We start from the raw sequence: 18,005 nt of genomic DNA, 5'->3' as shown, positions 1-18,005 counted from the left end.
CATCCGCCAAAAGGGAGGACCCATCCATGCGAGCTGCCGTTTTGCGGGCGTTCCGCGAAGACCTGTCGATCGAGGAGGTCGCCGATCCGACCTGCGAAGAGGACGGCGTTGTTCTCAAGGTGCTGGCCTGCGGGGTCTGCCGGTCGGACTGGCATGGCTGGGTGGGGGAACATCCGCGCGTCAAGCCGGGCCAGATCCCGGGCCACGAATATTGCGGCGAGGTGGTCGAGGCCGGGCCGCGGTCTGGCTGGAAGGTGGGCGACCGGCTGATCGCGCCGTTCATCCTGGCCTGCGGGTCGTGCCCGGCCTGCCAGTCGGGGCAGTCGAACACCTGCTTTGACCAGCGCCTGCCCGGCTTTACCGAGGCCGGGGCCTTTGCCGAATACATCTCGGTTCCTCGCGGTCACAATCTGGCCCGGCTGCCCGACAGCCTGTCGCCGGTCACGGCGGCCGGGCTTGGCTGCCGGGTGACGACCGCCTGGCATGCGCTGACGGGCCGTGCGGCGCTTCAGGGCGGCGAATGGCTGGCCGTGCATGGCACCGGGGGGATCGGGCTGTCGTGCCTGATCCTGGGCCGGGCGCTGGGCGCGCGGGTGATCGTGGTGGATGTGGTGCAGGAAAAGCTGGACCATGCCCTGAGCCTTGGCGCCGAGGCCGCCGTCAATGCCCGCACGGAAAACGTGGCCGAGCGCATTCGCGAGATCACGGGAGGCCTCGGCGCCCATGTCAGCGTCGAGGCGCTGGGGATCGAGGCCACGACCAATGGATCCATCGAATGCCTGCGCCCGCTGGGGCGTCATGTGCAGGTGGGCCTGCCGGTCGGGCATACGGCGCATATGCAGATCAACATGAACGCGGTCTACATGAAGAACCTTGCGCTGTTCGGCACGCGCGGGATGCCGGCCTGGCGCTACCCCTCGCTTCTGGGGCTGATCGAGGCGGGGCGGGTCGATGTCTCGCCGCTGATCGCGCGCGAGATCGGGCTGTCGGGCGCCAGCGCCGAGCTGCGTGCCTTTGACGGCCCGGCCCCGCCCGGCGTTGCGGTGATCTCGGACTTTCGCAGCTAGTCGGGGCTGCGCGGGGCAGATGGCGCGGACATGGCCCGGCCCCTTGGACAGGGGGCCGGGCCAGCCCGTCTTTAGCCCTTGCGGTAATCGTGGCCCGGCTTGCCTTGCAGCTTGGCGCGCAGATCGGGCGCCAGTTCGGTTGCGTCCCATGCCCCGATGATGATGCCATGGCGGCGCGACTTGCCGCGCATGTTCACGATGGTCTCGTCGGAAATCGTCGTGCGCTGCGCAGGGCGGCGGGCCCAGTCCGCCAGCCGCGCTTCAAGCCGCGCGATCACATCGGCATGGGTGGCCGATGCGCCAAGGTCGACCAGTTCATCGGGGTCGGTTTCCAGATCGAACAGCATGGGGCGAAAGCCGCCTTCGGCATGGATCAGCTTCCAGCGCCCGTCGAACACCATGAACAGCCGCGCCTGCCGGGGGGACAGGCCCAGATAGCCCGCCAGCGCCATGCCCGAATAGTCGTATTCGCTGAACACCGCATCGCGCCAGTCGGGCGTCTCGCCATGCAGCCAGGGGATCAGCGACCGGCCCTCCAGGATATGCCCCGCCGGCTTGCCGCCCATGGCCGCGACAAAGGTGGGGGCAAGGTCGATGGCCTCGACCAGCGCATCGCAAACGGTGCCGCGGGTGCGGTCGGCCTCGGGGCGGGGGTCATAGATGATCAGCGGGATGCGCACCGAGGGGTCATGGAACAGATCCTTTTCCCCCATCCAGTGATCGCCCAGATAATCGCCATGGTCCGAAGTCAGCACGATCATCGTGCTGTCCATCTGCCCGGTGGCGTCCAGATGGTCCAGAAGCCGCCCGAACTGGTCATCGCATTGCGCGATCAGGCCCATATAGGCCGGGATCACCGTCTCGCGCGCGCCATCCCTGGAAAACGCCTGGCCCGCCTGGGTGTTCATGAAGGCGGCAAACACCGGGTGAGGATCGGCCCGTTCGCTCTCGTGGCGCACCGCGGGCACCACATCGGCAGCGGAATACAGCGTGTTCCAGGGCGCAGGCACGATATAGGGCCAGTGCGGCTTGATATAGGACAGATGGCACAGCCAGGGCGCCTTGTCTGCGCGGTCTGCCATGAACTCCAGCGCCTGCGAGGTCAGCCAGGGGGTTTCGCTGTCTTCCTCGCGGATATTGGCGGGCAAGAGCGCATTCGACAGCAGCCAGCCCGAGGCAATGTCGCCCTTGTCATCCACCCCCGAATTGGCGTGGACGTGCCAGGAATTCGCGGACGGATACCCTTGGGATTTCAGCCATTCGTTATAGGGCGAGCGTTTGGTGTCATAGAACCCTTCAGGCCCTTCGGCGTTCAACCCGTCGTCGCGCACCCAGACGTCAAAGCCGCAATCCGCCACCCGCGCGCCGATCACGCTGTCGGGGGCCAGGCCAAGGCGGGCCATCCCCTCGGCATCGGCCTTCATGTGGGTCTTGCCGATCAGCCAGCTGTCGACCCCCAGGGGGCGCAGATGATCGCCCAGCGTCATTTCCCCCACCTTCAGGGGAAAGTTGTTCCAGGCCGCGCCATGCGAATGCACATAGCGCCCGGTGTAAAAGCTCATGCGGCTGGCGCCGCAGATCGGCGATTGCACATAGACATGGCTGAAGCGCACCCCCATGGCCGCCAGCCGGTCAAAGTTGGGGGTGCGCATCGTGGGATGACCGGCGCAGGACAGATAATCGTGGCGCAGCTGGTCATACATCACGAACAGGATATTGCGGATCTGGCCCATCGGCTCCTCCTCCTCCGGGGTTCAGCGGTTCATCAGCTCGGGCAGGAACGTGGCCACCTGCGGCATGGCCAGCACGATGACCAGCGCGATCACCATGGCCAGCACAAAGGGCCAGACGCCCTGGAACACCGTCCAGATGTTGATGTCGGGCACCGTGGATTTCACCACGAAGACATTGATCCCGATCGGCGGCGTGATCAGCCCCAGTTCCACCGCGATCACCGCGACGATGCCGAACCAGACCATGTCCACGCCCATGGGCTTGAGGATGGCGGCAAAGATCGGCACCGTCAGGATCAGCATGGCCAGGCTGTCGAACACGCAGCCCATGATCAGGTAGACCACGCAGATCGCCGCCACGACCCCCAGAGGCGGGGCGTTCAGCCCGACCAGCCAGTCGGAAATCGCCGCGGTGAAGCCGGCCAGATTGACAAAGCTGGAAAAGATCACCGCGCCGAACGAGACGACAAAGATCATGCCGGTGGTGATGCCGGTTTCCACAAGGCTTTCGCGCAGCTCGGTCCAGCCCAGCTTGCCGCGCCCCCAGGCGAACAGGGCGGCGGCGGCCACGCCGATCCCGGCGGCCTCGGTCGGGGTGAAGATCCCGGCGTAGATGCCGCCGATGATCACCACGAAGATCGCCACGACCCCCCAGACCTTCAGCAACAGGCGCCAGCGCTCGGGCCAGGGGACGCGGGCGCCGCGCGGGCCAGCCTCGGGGTTCAGCGCGGTGATCACCGCGATGGCGCCAAAGAACAGCAAGATCAGCAAGATCCCCGGCAGGATGCCGGCGATGAACAGCTTGGCGATGTCGGTTTCAGCCAGCAGGCCATAGATCACCATGGGCACCGAGGGCGGGATCATGATGCCCAGCGTGCCGCCTGCCGCAATGGACCCGGCCGACAGGCTGTCGGCATAGCCGAAGCGGCGCATGGACGGCATGGCGACCCGGCAGATGGTGGCCGCGGTGGCCAGCGACGATCCGCAGACCGCGCCGAACCCGCCACAGGCCGCGATGGTGCCCATGGCCAGCCCGCCGCGCCGGTGGCCGACAAAGGCATTGGCGGCGTCATAAAGTTCCTGCGCCAGCTGGCTGCGATGGATGAAGGCCCCCATCAGCACGAACAGCGGGATCACCGTCAGCCCGTAGTTCGACACCTGATCGTACATCTGCTGCCCGGCCATCACCAGCGCGGCATTGACGGCGCGGGCGTTCAGCGCCAGCCCGGCCTCGCCCCAGGTCACCAGCGCCTGGCCCACCATGTCGGCCCGCACGAAGGCAAAGCCGACAAGGCCGACGAAGATCAGCGCAAAGCCCAGCGGCACGCCCAGGAAGATCAGCCCCAGCAGCACAGCGAACCCGATGAGCGAGATGGTCATTCCAGCGACCCCCGCGCCGCAGGGGCCTCGCGGTCCAGCCCGATCAGCGCCCGCACCGTCAGCACGACCGATACCGCGCAGGCCAGCCAGCCCAGCACCGACATGGCCCGGGCAACCGGCCAGAGCGGCAGTTGCAGCGACCCCGACCCGGCCTTGGACCGCGCCAGAATGTCGGCCTGCACCCCCATGCGCCAGGCGATGAAGGCCAGCGCCGCCACGGTGACGATCAGGATGGCGATGCGATGCACCCGGCGCGCGCCGCCGTGCAGCCGGTCGGTCAGCAAGCCGACGGTCAGGTGCCCTTCGGCCCGGGTGGCCAGCGGCAGGGCGGCAAAGACCGTCAGCCCCATCATCATTTCCGAAATCTCGTAGCCGCCCTTCAGCGGGGCGTTCAGGAAATACCGCCCCGCCACGTCAACCACGGTCAGGCCGGTCATGGCGATCAGGCACAGGCTGATGACCGCTTCCAGCCCCCGTTCCAGCCAGCGCCAGATCGCGCCCATGGCTCAGTTCCCGGCCTTCACGGCTTTCTGCTGGTCCAGATAGAAGTCCAGCGCCGCCTTGCCGTCGATGCCCAGCTTGTCGACCGAGGCATACCAGCCGGCGCGCACCGGCGCGAAGGCCTTGTCCAGCTCGGCCACGAAACTGTCCGAGGCGGCGATCACCGGAACGCCCTTGTCGATGGCACGCTGGCGGGCGGCGGCCTCGACCGGGTCGCCGAAGCTGCCATAATGCGCCAGCTTCTCGCCCGAGACCGCGCGGATCCTTGCCTGATCTTCGGGGCTTATGCTGGCCATGACGTCATCGCGGATGAACACGGCAAAGGCGGGCGCGAACAGATGGCCCGGAACCTCGGTTGCCGCGCCGATGTATTGCGTGACGTTGAACACCTCGAGCGATTCGAAGTTGATGCAGCAGAAGGCATCGACGACCCCGCCCGAGATCACCTCGTACATGCGCACCGCAGGACCGGGCGAGACCACGGTGCCCGCAGCCGCCAGCGTGTCCGAGGCCAGACCGGGCAGCGACCACATCTTGACGCCCTTGAGATCGGCAAGGCTCTGGAACGGCTCCTTCTTCATGTTGAAGAAGCTGCCCGGCGGCGTTGTGACCAGGCCCAGAAGCTCGACATCCTTCAGATCGTTCTTGCCCTTGAAGAATTTCTCCCAGGTGCGCCACAATGCGACCGATGTTTCCTCGTTGCCGAAATAGGTCATCGGCAGCAACGACATCTGCAATTCCGGGTGCGACTCGCGCAGGAAGCCGACCATCTGGAATGCGCCATCGGCCACGCCTTGCTGGACCGAATTCAGAATCTCGGGCGGCGGGGCCAGCGATGACGAGGGAACGGTGAATTTTACCCGCCCCTCGGTTACAGTTTCGATATCATTGATCCAGGGCTTGATGACATCGAGCCACAATTTGTCGTTCGGGGACAGGAAATTGTTGAATACGATGGTGGTGTCAGCCGCGACCGGCTGAGACGCCAGCATCAGGGCAGAAAGGAGCCCGGCCGTGAAAACCTTCATTGCGCTTCTCCATGTTGGGTGCCGCCGGTTGGCCCGAGGGCTTGATCTTTTCTTTCATAACAGGTTAATCAATAACATGTTCAGCAGTCAAGCGGCTCGTCAGGGTGGAAACATGCACAAAGGGGGCATCCGATGACCGATCAGCCATATCCGGTGGGCGCCCCGGGGCAGCCCGCACAGGTGACGTCGGTGCTGCGCGGGTTCGATTCCTCGTTGCCGATTGCCTTGTTGCGCGCGCGCGCCGCAACGGCGCACAAGTTCAAGCGCCATACCGATGCGCTGGGGCTGACGCAGCCGCAATGGCGGGTGGTGCGGGCGCTGGCGCCCGGTGTGCCGCTGGACGTGCGCACGCTGGCCGACCGCTGCGCGCTGTTGCAGCCCTCGGTCTCGCGCCTGCTGAAAAGCCTCGAGGAACGCGGCTTCATCCAGACCCTGCCGGGCACGGATGCGCGGCGGCGCCTGCTGACGCTGACCGACCGGGGCAGGGCGGTGTTCAACGTGGCCGCCGTCATCTCGGAAGCCGTCTATCGCGACATCGAGGCCGCCTATGGCCGCGAGGATCTGGACCTGCTGGTGCGGATGCTGACGCGTCTGCGCGAGGTGGCCGAAAGCCTGCCCGACCTGCCGCATGAAATGCCGCCCCTGCCGCCCTTGCCGCCTGATTTCTAGGAGAACCCGATGCGCCAGCCGCCCGAGCTGATCCTGACCGATGCGCAAGTGCGCACGATGGATCCCGCCCGCCCCTTTGCCCAGGCTCTGGCGATTGCGGGGGGGCGGATCGTCGCGGTGGGAATGGCGGGCGATGTGGGCGCACTGGCCGGCCCCGGCACCCGCGTGGTGCGGCTGCATGGCAAGGCGCTGATGCCCGGGCTGATCGACAGCCATACCCATGGCCTGTGGGGCGCGTGCCGCGATCTTTTCGAGGTGTTTCCCGGCCTTGGCGCGCCCTTGCAGGCGGTGCTGGACGGGGTGGCGGCCAAGGTGGCGACCACCCCGCCCGGCACATGGATCATCGGTGGCCCCTGGCGCCCCTTCGACCGCGCCGATCTGGGCGCTCGCCCCTGCGAGATGCTGGACCGGACCGCGCCGGATCATCCGGTCGTGCTCAAGGATGTCTCGCAGCATAACCTGTGGGTGAATTCGCGGGCGATGCGTCTGGCCGGGATCGACGGGGCCACCCCCGAGGTGCCGGGCGGCGTGATCGAGCGCGACACGGCCGGCCAGCCCACCGGCATTCTGATCGAGACGGCGGGAAGCCTGGTCCAGCCCTTCCTGCAGCCGACGGCGGATCAGCTGGCGCAGGCGGTGTTGCACCTGGCGGGCTATTTCCATTCCATGGGCATGACCGGCTTCAAGGAGCCCATGGCCTTTGCCGCCGAGCTGAAGGCCTATGCCGATGCCGATCTGGCGGGGCGGCTGCGTCTGCATGTCGGCGCGCATCTGACGCGGTTCTCGCCCTTTGCCTCGGACTGGGTGCCGATCGAGGAGATGCAGGCCCTGCGCGCGCGCTATCGCGCACCGCATCTGCACACGGGCTTTGCCAAGCTGTTCCTGGACGGCGTGCCGATTGCCCGCACGGCCGCCTTCTGCGACCCCTATCCGGGGCAGAAACCGGCGGCGCATGACCCCGACGCACTGCTGCTGATCGCGCCCGATCGCCTGGCCGAGGAGCTGATCTTGCTCGATGGTGCCGGCTTCACCGTCAAGATGCATGCGGTGGGCGACCGGGCGATCCAGGTGGGCCTTGAGGCCATTGCCGCCGCGCGGGCGGCCAATGGCCCAAGCGGGCTGCGCCACGAGATTGCGCATTCCAACTTCATCCGCCCCGAGGATATTGCCCGCTTTGCTGCGCTGGACGCGGTGCCCGAGGTCTCGCCCAAGCTGTGGTACCCGAACCCGGTGACCCCAGGTCAGCGGCAGGTGCTGGGCGATGCGCGGGCCGAAAGCTGCCATCCGGTGCGGTCCTTGCTCGATGCCGGGGCGGCGGTGATCTATGGGTCTGACTGGCCGGCGGCGGCGCCCGATGCCGACCCATGGACGGGCCTTGCCGGCATGACCACCCGCACCGATCCGACAGGGCGCCACCCTGGCAGCGTGGGGGCCGATCAGGCGATCCCGCTGGCGCGCGCCTTGCCGGTCTTTACCACCAACGCTGCCCGCGCCTTGCGGCTTGACGGGGTGACGGGCGTTCTGGCCGCCGGGGCCTCGGCCGATCTGATCGTGCTGGATCGCCCGCTTGACGGGCTGGAGGCGCCGGACCTTGGCGCCACGCGCCCCTTGGCCACGCTGTTCGAGGGCGAGGTGGTGTTCGGCGCGCTCTAGCCCTTGGCTGTCGCGGGGGCTGTCATCAGGCGGCACCGGCGGGGCCAAGTTCATGCGCCCAGGGAGGGTTCGCCCCGGGGCGCGAGACGGTGATGGCCGCGGCGGCGACCCCCAGGCGCAGCGCGGCCGCGGCCGTCTCGGGTGGCAGCGCGGCCAGACCGGCCTTGGTCAGCGCGCCCGCAGCTTGCAGCGATGCCAGCAGCCCTGCGTTGAACGTATCGCCTGCGCCGACGGTATCGGCCACCGGGACGGCGCGGGCCGGCTCGTGCAGCGCGGCGCCCGGCAGCCAGGCGCGCACCCCGTCCGCGCCATCGGTCACGCAGACCAGCTTGACCCCCGCCCGCAGCAGGTCGGGCACCAGCGTGCCATCGGGCGACAGCCAGGCCAGATCCTCGGCCGAGAGTTTCACGATATCGGCGGCGGGCAACATCCGGGCCATGCGGGCACGAAAGGCGGCCTCATCGCGGATGACTCCGGGGCGGATGTTCGGATCGATCATCACCGCGCGGTGGCGGATGGCGCGGGCGAACAGCGTCTCCATCGTGGTGCCGCAAGGTTCGGCCACCAGCGAGATGCCCCCGAAGAACAGCGCCTGTGGCAATCGGTCGGGCAGATCGGCGGTGGTCAGCAGGCGCCCTGCAGTGCCTTCGTCGTAAAAGGCATAGCGGGCCTGCCCGTCGCGCAGGTGGACAAAGGCAAGGGTGCAGGGCCGGTCGGTGCGCAGGCAGGCGGCCGTGTCGACCCCGGCCTCGGACAGCCGGGCATCGAGCATCGCGCCGAACATGTCGCGCGGCAGGCCCCAGAAAAACCCCGCCCGTGCGCCCAGCCGCCCAAGGGCCACGGCGGTATTGAACACCGCGCCCCCCGGATGGGGCAGGAAGCTGCCATCCGGTCCGGGCAGCATGTCGATCAGCGCCTCGCCGCAGCAAAGGATCGAGTCGGGCGTCATGGGCGGCTCCGTTGCGTGGTGCCTGTTGTGCTGGTGCCTCGCGGGGCGGGCAAGGGGGCTTTCCTCAGGCGGGCGCGCCCGATGGTCAGTGTCGCCGGGTATTTGAAGCAAGGTGAAAGGGCTGCGGATGGCGCGGGGTGGGGGGCGGAGATTTTGCGGCAAGCCCAGGGTCTGCTTGCAGCCTTCCTTGCGCCACGGGCGCGGCTGTGGCATTCCCGGCCGGATTTGTAAGCACGGAGAGCGGAATGGCGCGCAGGCTGGCGGCAGGCAACTGGAAGATGCACGGGCTGGGGGCCGATCTGGCCGAGCTGGAGGCGATCTGCGGGGCTGCGGGGCAAGGCTGTGAGGTTCTGCTGTGCCTGCCCGCGACCCTGGTGCACCGGGGGGCGAGCACGGCAGCCGGGCGCATCGCCATTGGCGGGCAGGATTGCCATGTGATGCCGCAAGGCGCCCATACCGGCGATGTCTCGGCCGCCATGCTGGCCGATGCGGGCGCCAGCCATGTGATCCTTGGCCATTCCGAACGCCGCGCCGATCATGGCGAGACCGACGATATCGTCGCGGCCAAGGCACAGGCCGCGCAGCTGGCCGGGCTGATCGCCATTGTCTGTGTCGGCGAGACGCTGGAGGAGCGGGACGCGGGCCGCACGCTGGAGGTGGTGGGCGGCCAGCTTGCCGCCTCGATCCCCGAGGGGGTCGATCTGGCGCGGCTGGTTGTCGCCTATGAGCCTGTCTGGGCCATCGGCACCGGCCGCACGCCGACAGAATCGCAGATCGCCGAGGTGCATGCCGCGCTGCGCGAGGGGCTGGCGATGCGCTTTGGCGCGGTGCCGGCCGGTCAGGTGCCGCTGCTCTATGGCGGGTCGGTCAAGCCGGGCAATGCTGCCGCCATCTTTGCGCTGCCGGATGTGGATGGCGCGCTGGTGGGCGGGGCCTCGTTGAAGGCGGCCGATTTCGCGGCGATCATCGCGGCGCTGGCTGCGGCCTGAGCGGGCGTTGACCTTCGGGCGGCAAACGCCTAGCCATTGGGCGTTCATCCTCAGGAGATCGCCATGAGCCTTGCGCAGGGCCGCCAGATCCTCGCCATTCCCGGCCCGTCCGTCATGCCCGACCGCGTGCTGAACGCGATGCACCGGGCCGCGCCGAACATTTATGCAGGCGCCCTGGTCGACATGATGCCCGGCCTGCGCGCAGACCTGAAGGCGGTCGCGCGCACGGCGCAGAACGTGGCGATCTATATCGCCAATGGCCACGGTGCCTGGGAGGCGGCGAACGTCAACATGTTCAGCCGGGGCGACAAGGCCCTGTCGCTGGTGACGGGCCGCTTTGGCGAAGGCTGGGCGCAGCAGGCGCGCGATCTGGGCGTCGAGGTCGAGGCCATCGACTTTGGCCGCAAGGGTCCGGTCGATGCGAACCGGGTCGAGGCCGCGCTGCGTGCCGATCCCGGAGGGCGGATCCGCGTGGTTCTGCTGACCCAGGTCGATACGGCGACCTCGGTGCTGAACGATGTGGCGGCGGTGCGGGCCGCGATCGACGCGGCCGGGCATCCGGCGCTGCTTGCGGTGGACTGCATTGCCTCGATGGGCTGCGATCGGTTCGAATTCGATGCCTGGGGTGTCGATGTGGCGGTGTCGGCCAGCCAGAAGGGGCTGATGGTGCCGCCTGGGCTGGGCTTTGTCTGGGTGTCCGACAAGGCGATGGAGGTCTGCCGCACCTCGAACCTGCGCACGCCCTATTGGGACTGGACGGTCCGCGCCCGGGCCAGCGAATTCTGGATGAATTTCGGCGGCACGGCCCCGACCCATCATATCTATGGCCTGCGCGAGTCGCTGACCATGATCCACGAGGAAGGGCTGGATCATGTCTGGGCGCGCCACGACACGCTGGCCCGCGCTGTCTGGGCCGCCTTCGAGGCCTGGGGCGAGGGCGCGCCGAACATCGCGCTGAACATTGCCGATCCGGCCGCGCGGGCGCGGGCGGTGACGGCGGCCCGCATTGCCGAACCCGATGCCACCCGCCTGCGCCAGTGGTGCGAGACCGAGGCCGGCGTCACGCTGGGGATCGGCCTTGGCATGGCGCCGCCCGACGATCCGCGCTGGCACGGGTTCTTGCGGGTCGGGCATATGGGCCATGTGAATGCCCATATGATCCTTGGCACGCTGGGCGTGATGGAGGCCGGGTTGCAGGCGCTGAAGATCCCTCATGGCACCGGCGGTGTCGCGGCGGCGGCGCGCGTCGTCGCAGGGGGCTAGGGCGTGACGCCCGGTGCGCGGGTGGCCGCGTCCATTTCGGTGCTGGATCGGGTCCTTGCGGGCGAGCCCGCGGAAAAGGCGCTGGTCAACTGGGCGCGGTCGAGCCGGTTTGCCGGCTCGGGGGATCGCGCGGCGGTGCGCGACCATGTGTTCGATGCGCTGCGGCGGATGCGGTCTGCCGCGGCGCTGGGCGGGGCGGCCACTGGGCGCGGGCTGATGCTGGGCGTTCTGCGCGCGCAAGGGGTCGACCCGGCGGCGCTGTTTACCGGCGATGGTCACGCGCCTGCGCCGGTCTCGGCGGCCGAGACGCCGCGTCCCATGACCGAGCTGGAGGCGCTCGATTGCCCCGACTGGCTGGCACCGCAGATGCGCGAGTCGCTGGGGGCCGATTTCGTGCCGGTGATGCAGGCGCTGCAATCGCGCGCGCCGGTGTTTCTGCGGGTGAACCTGCGCAAGGCGACGGTGACGCGGGCCCAGGCGGTGCTGCAGACCGAGGGGATCGGCACCCGGCCCCATCCGCTGGCGGCGACCGCGCTGGAGGTGACATCGGGCGCGCGGCGGATTGCCGCATCCGCCAGCTATCGCGAAGGTCTGGTCGAATTGCAGGACGCTGCCTCGCAGGCAGTGGTTCAGGCGCTGCCGCTGGCCGATGGCATGCGGGTGCTGGACTATTGCGCGGGCGGTGGCGGCAAGTCGCTGGCAATGGCCGGGCAGGCGAAGGTGGACCTGACCGCCCATGATGCCGATCAGCGCCGCATGGCCGATCTGGCGCCGCGCGCCGCGCGGGCCGGGGTGCGGGTCAAGACGGTGGAAACCGCAGCCTTGTCAGGGGGGTACGATCTGGTTCTGGCCGATGCGCCCTGTTCGGGCTCGGGCGCCTGGCGCCGCTCGCCCGAGGCGCGCTGGCGGCTGGACGCGGCGCGGCTGGAGGCACTGAACGCGGCGCAGGATGCGGTGCTCGATGCCGCGGCCGCGCAGGTCGCGCCGGGTCGATGGCTGGCCTATGCCACCTGTTCCTTGCTGGCGTGCGAAAATGCCGCGCGGGTTGCGGCTTTTCTGGCCCGCGCGCCGCGCTTCGCGTTGCAGCGCGAATTGCGCCTGACCCCGCTGGACGGCGGCGACGGCTTTTATCTGGCATTGCTAAAAGGCTGAGAGGCGGGCAAGACTTTCCATCAAGGGTTGAATCGCGCGCATTAATCGTAGGTTAACGAATTTAGGTGCGAATAGGGCGGGCGATTCATGGAAAGGGGGCTCCGTGTCCATCGTCACGCCACTTGCCGATCCGCCGCCCGATGGCGGCGAGCAGGCGCCAATCCGGCGCATGCCGCTTCTGGTGCTGGCCGGTGTTTTGGCCGGGGCGGGGTTCTTGCTGTCCGATGGCATGCCGCGTCTGGCGCTCTGGTCGGTGGCGGCAACACTGGGATTGGCGAGCGTCCTGTCGCTTGTGGCCGGGCGTGCGGGGCGCCTGTGGCGCCGTCAGGCCGCCGCACGGCTGCATGCGCTGGTGGCCGAGGATGAGGCGCCCTGCTTTGCCACCGACGACCTGGGGCAGGTGCTGTATCGCAACCGTGCCGCACAGGCGCGGTTTGGCCGGGCCGATGCCGCGACGCTGGTCGCCACGCTGGGCGATGTCTTTGCCCATCCGTCGGCGGTGCTGTATCGGCTGCAAAGCCGCGCGGCCAACCTTGGCCATGCGCGCGAAGATGTGGTGACGCGCCGCGGGCAGGTGCGGCTTTCGGTGCATCGCAGCGCGCCAGGGCGGTTCCTGTGGCGGTTCGATGAATTTCTCGACCGCTCGGGGCAGGGGCGCGGGGCTGACGGGATCAGCCTGCCCATGCTGGTCGCGGGCCGCACCGGCGCGGTGCTTTACGCCAATGAATCGATGCGCCGGCTGGTCGGTGCGCGTCCGCGCGCGCTGGACCGGATCTTCACCGATCTGCCCTTGCGTTCCGGCGCGGTCGTGACCGTTGCCGCCGTCGATGGCCCGGTCGAGGCTGTGGTGCTGGAGCTGGAAGGCGCCGCCGACCGGCGCGAGGTTTTCCTGCTGCCGCGTGGCCTTTTGCCCGCGACCGCCGCCTTGACAGGCGTCGAGGATTTGCCGGTCGCGCTGCTGCGGCTGTCGGCAAACGGCACCGTCGAGGAAGCGAACGCCGCCGCGCGCGCGCTTTTGCACCTTGACCGGGGGCAAGAGGCGAATGCCTCGGATCTCTTCGAAGGGCTGGGCCGATCGGTGCGCGACTGGATCGGCGATGTGGCCGCCGGCCGTCTGCCTGGCAAGGCCGAAGTGCTGCGGCTGAGCCATGCCGGGCCCGAGGCTTTCGTGCAGATCGTGCTGCGCCCGCTTGGCGCCTCGGCGCAAGAGGGGCTTCTGGCGGTGATTTCGGACGCAACGGCGCTCAAGACGCTCGAGGCGCAGTTCGTGCAAAGCCAGAAGATGCAGGCGATCGGCCAGCTGGCTGGCGGGGTCGCGCATGATTTCAACAACCTTCTGACCGCGATTTCCGGCCATTGCGACTTGCTTCTGCTGCGCCACGATACCACCGATCCGGATTATTCCGACCTTGCGCAGATCCACCAGAACGCCAACCGGGCGGCGGCGCTGGTCGGCCAGCTGCTGGCGTTCTCCCGCAAGCAGACGCTCAAGCCGGAACGGGTCAACCTGGCCGATGCGCTGGGGGATGTGATGCATCTGCTCAACCGTCTGGTCGGCGAACGGGTGCGGCTGGATCTGGATTGTGCTGACGGGGTGGGCGCGATCCGCGCCGACCGGCGGCAGCTGGAACAGGTGTTGATGAACCTTGTGGTCAACGCCCGCGATGCCATGCCCGGTGGCGGCACCATCCGAATCGTGACCGAGGCCTGCCATCTGACCGAGGATCTGCGCCGCAACCGTGCGGTGGTGCCGGCAGGTGATTACGCGCTGATGCGGGTGATCGACCAGGGCACGGGCATCGCCCCCGAGCTGATGGACAAGGTGTTCGAACCCTTCTTCACCACCAAGCGCCCCGGCGAAGGGACAGGTCTTGGCCTGTCGACGGCTTACGGCATCGTCAAGCAATCGGGCGGCTACATCTTTGTCGACAGCACGCCGGGGTTGGGGACGACCTTCTCGATGTATTTCCCCCTGCATGCGGGCGCCGAAGAGCCGACGCTGCCGGCCCCCAAACCCGCAGCCCCGCGGTCGGGGCAGGGGGGCGTCGTGCTGCTGGTCGAGGACGAGGCGCCCGTGCGCGCCTTTGCCGCCCGCGCCTTGCGCCTGAGGGGCTATTCGGTGATCGAGGCCGAAAGCGCCGAGATTGCGCTCGACATCCTCGAGGACGAGGCAGTTTCGGTCGATGTCTTCGTCACCGATGTCATCATGCCGGGACTGGATGGCCCGACCTGGGTGCGCACCGCGCTCAAGCACCGGCCGGGGGTGCGTGTCGTCTTCGTCTCTGGCTATGCCGAAGACAGTTTCGCCGACATTCAGGACGATATTCCGAATTCGGTGTTTCTGGCCAAACCCTTCTCGCTCGATGATCTGACGCGGACGGTGCATGACCAGTTGCATTGATCGGCTGCCCCAGGATGATCGACGGGACGGGCCAGGATGCCGCATGAGCCATGCTTGTCGGGGCCTATCGCGACCCATTCAAAGGCATTTGTGCCGGTTGCGCCGACCGCCCTCTTGCAGCAGACGCCTTGCAAGGCGACAAGACGGGGGCAACCAGCCGAGACAGGCCCATGATCACCATCGCGACCGAACACCCCGTGCAGGACAGCCTTGCCCTGCTGCATCAGCGGCACACGGCGGACATGCATTCCGAAACGCCGCCCGAATCGATCCACATGTTGCCGGCCGATGCGCTGGCCGCGCCGGGGATCGCCTTTTTCGTCATGCGCAAGGATGGCGAGGCGATCGGCATGGGCGCCTTCAAGCGGATCGACGATCACCACGCCGAGATCAAGTCCATGCACGTTCTGGCCGAACACCGCGGCGGCGGCCTGTCCCGTCGTCTGCTTGATCACCTGATGTCCGAGGCACGCGCCGCGGGCTATTCCCGCCTGAGCCTCGAGACAGGGGTTCAGCCCGGCTTCGCCGCCGCGCGCGCGCTGTATGCCAAGGCCGGCTTCGAGGAATGCGGTCCCTTTGAAGGCTACTGGGATGACCCCAACAGCCTTTTCATGACGCGCGCAATCTAGGCAAAAGCGGCTAGGCCGCGGAGGGACGCATCCGTCGACGTCGTGCGGCCATTTTCAGGTTCTGCGCGGCTGTGACGCCGCCAATGGCCAAGTTCGGACAGGAGTTATTGCAAGCCCAGAGCCATCGCGTGGCAAAGCCCCGGGCCTTCGCGAGGATTGCGGTGATGTAGTCGCCGGTCGTGCCAGACGGCGCGGTTCCTGCGCACGATGCAGGTGGCCTGCTGGGGCTGTCCGGGTCGGATGTTCTGCATGGTGATGTTTGGAAACTCGGCCGATTCCATGCGCGGCGCCGATGTATCCGGGGCCGATATCGACGCGATTGGTGCCGGGCTTGCCGCGCCACGCGAAAGTCCGATCGCGGCTCCGGATCAAACGCTTGGCAGGCAAGGAACAGTGTACCCCGATGCCCGAGTCCGCGCGGTTGACGTTGTCCAGCCCGCACCGCACCAGGACTTGCAGATCTGCCTTGCTCCTCGCGGGGCTGGTGAATGAACTGGTGGTGGCCTTCTGTCCTTGGCGAGCAAAGACCACGGTCGACGTGGCAGCCGTGGCGGATCAATCGGCAAATGGGGCCAGGATGCCAAGGCAAAGGCGCCAGCGCACCGCGACACACTGCCAGACGAAGAAATCAACATCGTTTCCAAGGCGCTTAAAGACGGAAGTCCATCGATCAAATGGTGGTCTCATTCCGGGGGCGCGGCGCAACTCGTTCAAAAAAGGTTGCGATCAATTTCCAGGTTAATACAAAACCAACCACTGGCCATACATATTCCACGATTTCGCGTGGCAAGCCATGCGATTGCGCAAAGACGGATATTTCAAGCGGGCAGTAGAATTGGAAGCTGCAAGCCAGAAACGCCGACAGGAACTTACACGCTCGAAGACCTTGCCTTGCAACTGCCGGAAGATCAGATTGGATCGATCAGCTATGGCCTTGTGATCCTTGGCGGCATCATCGGCGGATTGACGAACCGGTCAGTGGCCGAGATCAGGCGTGCGCACTACTTTGCGCTGTCCGGGTTGATCTGCCTCTGCACGTCTTTGGTGACATTCGCGGGTATGGCGTTCATCGTGCCAGCGCTGGTTGGTGGCTTCTTCTGGATCGTCGTCGGTGCCGAAATGCTGGCCCCGCTGATCGGCGGCTTCTTCCTCGCCCGAATCGCCTCTGACCGTTCGAGGGATGCCTACGGGCACGGCCGCATGGCTGCACTGGCGTTCATCCCACTGGCAAATTTCTGGCTGCTCCTGACGCCCTCGAAGACCGAGCTGTCTGCCCACCGCTCGCCCGCTATCGCGCTGATGTCAGGTGGGCCAGGCGTCCTGTCCGGCTTCGTGCTGCTGATCTCGGGGATGGGCCTTTCCGGTTATGCGCAAATCGAGGGGACGCGCCGCGTCGACGAGGCCGCAGCGGCTGGCGTATTCAACGTCGCGATGCTTGACCGCATCCTTGCCACGATGGCTGCCGAGGTTCAGACGCCCCAGACGGTGGACGAGACGACAACGCTGTTGCGGATGGAAACGGCTGGCAGGGAACTGCGGTACGTTTACGAAGTCGATCCACCGGCAGACTTTCTTCCGCCAATTATGCGAATGGGGTTGCTGAACCAGAACTGCATCTAGGCCGGGCCAAAGGGCGTGATCGACGCAGGTGCCGTGATCAAGCACGTCTATCTGCGAAAGGACGGCACCGAGATTGGGGTTGTCGAGGTGACAAAGGTGGCTTGCGGTCGCTGAGCAGTGCCTCCCAGCACCTTGCCCAACCGCGACCGACCGTTTAAACGTCATTCCCGTGGCCCCGTAGCTCAGCTGGATAGAGCAGCCGCCTTCTAAGCGGCTGGCCGGGGGTTCGAGTCCTCCCGGGGTCGCCACTGGTCATTTACTTGTAAACGGGTCATAAGCGTGCACGAAACGCCGGTTTCCCGTGCACACCCAGTCAAGCGATTTCTTCCGGTTTCGGAAGGCATCGCTTGAACGTGGGTGCCGCTCAGGTTTCGTGAATTTCCAGACAGATGACCTGGGTCGCAACTCCGGCGTAAGCATAAGTGGCTTGCGCTAGTCTCGCGGCACCCTTGTCGAACGTGATGAAGACCGCACAGCGGCTCGCGGCCTCGATGTGCTGGCAATCGCGAAACTGACCGAGGAAGTGTTTCTCCCGTCGTGCCCGGCCCTTGCTGCTGACGCGTTGATCTCGGACGATACCGAGCGCGAATAGCATGAACGCGAACCCGGTCAGGTTTCCCTCCTCGCGCCCGAGGGCGTCCTTCCAGAAGCCCCGCGGGTATTGAACCGCCCCGGGTTTACCGGAGGGCAAAACTCTCGGAGAATTGCCCGTTATGGAACAGACATCAAAGAAGAAGACCGCGAAGCCGTATTCACCCGAGTTCCGCGAACGCGCGGTGCGGCTGGTGGTGGAACACCGCGATGAGTATCAAAGCGAAGCTGCAGCGCTGACGGCGATTGCAGGTAAATTGGGTTGTTCGCCGGACAGCCTTCGGGTTTGGGTGCGTCAAGCTCAGCGCGATGGTGGCGAGCGGCCGGGTCAGACGACGGCTGAGAAAGCCCGGATCAAGGAGTTGGAGCGTGAGGTGCGC

Annotated in this window: 16 protein-coding genes and 1 tRNA gene; 11 read left to right on the top strand and 6 right to left on the bottom strand. The window is 67.1% G+C overall.

From position 1 onward, the window contains the following. Positions 1–26 precede the first annotated feature (26 nt). A complete protein-coding gene (locus G481_RS0109260) occupies positions 27–1,067 on the top strand; it encodes a zinc-dependent alcohol dehydrogenase family protein (protein ID WP_028029781.1) in 1,041 nt (346 codons plus the stop codon). A gap of 71 nt (positions 1,068–1,138) precedes the next feature. Here the strand turns inward: G481_RS0109260 and G481_RS0109255 are convergent, their stop codons facing one another. The 4 genes from G481_RS0109255 to dctP are packed head-to-tail and all read right to left on the bottom strand — an operon-like array spanning position 1,139 to position 5,709. Continuing rightward, on the bottom strand, positions 1,139–2,800 hold the full coding sequence (locus G481_RS0109255; RefSeq protein ID WP_084450808.1) for a sulfatase-like hydrolase/transferase: 1,662 nt from the start codon (positions 2,798–2,800) through the stop codon (positions 1,139–1,141). A gap of 21 nt (positions 2,801–2,821) precedes the next feature. Continuing rightward, positions 2,822–4,180, bottom strand: a complete 1,359-nt coding sequence (locus tag G481_RS0109250; RefSeq protein ID WP_028029779.1) for a TRAP transporter large permease — start codon at positions 4,178–4,180, stop codon at positions 2,822–2,824. Continuing rightward, complete coding sequence (locus tag G481_RS0109245; RefSeq protein WP_028029778.1) at positions 4,177–4,683, bottom strand: TRAP transporter small permease; 507 nt, start codon at positions 4,681–4,683, stop codon at positions 4,177–4,179. Before G481_RS0109245 ends, G481_RS0109250 begins: the two co-directional genes overlap by 4 nt. A gap of 3 nt (positions 4,684–4,686) precedes the next feature. Continuing rightward, entirely contained in the window at positions 4,687–5,709 is a 1,023-nt protein-coding gene (gene dctP, locus G481_RS0109240) for a TRAP transporter substrate-binding protein DctP (protein WP_028029777.1), read from the bottom strand. 132 nt (positions 5,710–5,841) lie between these two features. Here dctP and G481_RS0109235 point away from each other — a divergent pair, with 132 nt between their 5' ends. Together G481_RS0109235 and G481_RS23395 are read left to right on the top strand one after the other, a co-directional pair. After that, positions 5,842–6,378, top strand: a complete 537-nt coding sequence (locus G481_RS0109235) for a MarR family transcriptional regulator (protein ID WP_051294430.1) — start codon at positions 5,842–5,844, stop codon at positions 6,376–6,378. A 9-nt stretch (positions 6,379–6,387) separates the two neighbouring features. Further along, positions 6,388–8,031, top strand: coding sequence for an amidohydrolase (locus G481_RS23395; protein WP_051294429.1), 1,644 nt, complete (start codon positions 6,388–6,390; stop codon positions 8,029–8,031). A gap of 25 nt (positions 8,032–8,056) precedes the next feature. Here G481_RS23395 and G481_RS0109225 read toward each other — a convergent pair whose 3' ends face one another. Next, a complete protein-coding gene (locus tag G481_RS0109225) occupies positions 8,057–8,980 on the bottom strand; it encodes a carbohydrate kinase family protein (protein WP_028029775.1) in 924 nt (307 codons plus the stop codon). Positions 8,981–9,225: 245 nt separating this feature from the next. Here G481_RS0109225 and tpiA point away from each other — a divergent pair, with 245 nt between their 5' ends. From tpiA to G481_RS0109185, 7 genes are all read left to right on the top strand, one after another. After that, on the top strand, positions 9,226–9,969 hold the full coding sequence (gene tpiA, locus G481_RS0109220; RefSeq protein WP_028029774.1) for a triose-phosphate isomerase: 744 nt from the start codon (positions 9,226–9,228) through the stop codon (positions 9,967–9,969). A gap of 63 nt (positions 9,970–10,032) precedes the next feature. Continuing rightward, entirely contained in the window at positions 10,033–11,232 is a 1,200-nt protein-coding gene (locus G481_RS0109215; RefSeq protein ID WP_028029773.1) for a pyridoxal-phosphate-dependent aminotransferase family protein, read from the top strand. Between the two features lie 3 nt (positions 11,233–11,235). After that, complete coding sequence (locus G481_RS0109210; protein ID WP_028029772.1) at positions 11,236–12,384, top strand: RsmB/NOP family class I SAM-dependent RNA methyltransferase; 1,149 nt, start codon at positions 11,236–11,238, stop codon at positions 12,382–12,384. 169 nt (positions 12,385–12,553) lie between these two features. Further along, positions 12,554–14,785 (top strand): ATP-binding response regulator, encoded by a 2,232-nt coding sequence (locus tag G481_RS0109205; protein WP_084450827.1) that lies wholly within the window; start codon positions 12,554–12,556, stop codon positions 14,783–14,785. 170 nt (positions 14,786–14,955) lie between these two features. Then, entirely contained in the window at positions 14,956–15,414 is a 459-nt protein-coding gene (locus G481_RS0109200) for a GNAT family N-acetyltransferase (RefSeq protein WP_028029770.1), read from the top strand. A 513-nt stretch (positions 15,415–15,927) separates the two neighbouring features. Further along, a complete protein-coding gene (locus tag G481_RS0109195; protein ID WP_154664569.1) occupies positions 15,928–17,034 on the top strand; it encodes a hypothetical protein in 1,107 nt (368 codons plus the stop codon). Between the two features lie 171 nt (positions 17,035–17,205). Further along, positions 17,206–17,282 (top strand) — tRNA-Arg (locus tag G481_RS0109185). A gap of 116 nt (positions 17,283–17,398) precedes the next feature. Here the strand turns inward: G481_RS0109185 and G481_RS0109180 are convergent. Next, positions 17,399–17,629, bottom strand: coding sequence for a hypothetical protein (locus tag G481_RS0109180; RefSeq protein ID WP_154664568.1), 231 nt, complete (start codon positions 17,627–17,629; stop codon positions 17,399–17,401). A gap of 118 nt (positions 17,630–17,747) precedes the next feature. On the opposite strand from G481_RS0109180, the gene G481_RS25415 reads away from it, so the two are divergent. Further along, positions 17,748–18,005: transposase (locus G481_RS25415; protein WP_154664567.1), on the top strand; the 258-nt coding region annotated here is incomplete at its 3' end.

Origin of the sequence: Gemmobacter nectariphilus DSM 15620, assembly GCF_000429765.1 — a bacterium.
Classification (GTDB): domain Bacteria; phylum Pseudomonadota; class Alphaproteobacteria; order Rhodobacterales; family Rhodobacteraceae; genus Wagnerdoeblera; species Wagnerdoeblera nectariphila.
Note: the sequence above shows the minus strand (reverse complement) of the source record. Positions and strands in the feature narration are given on the sequence as shown.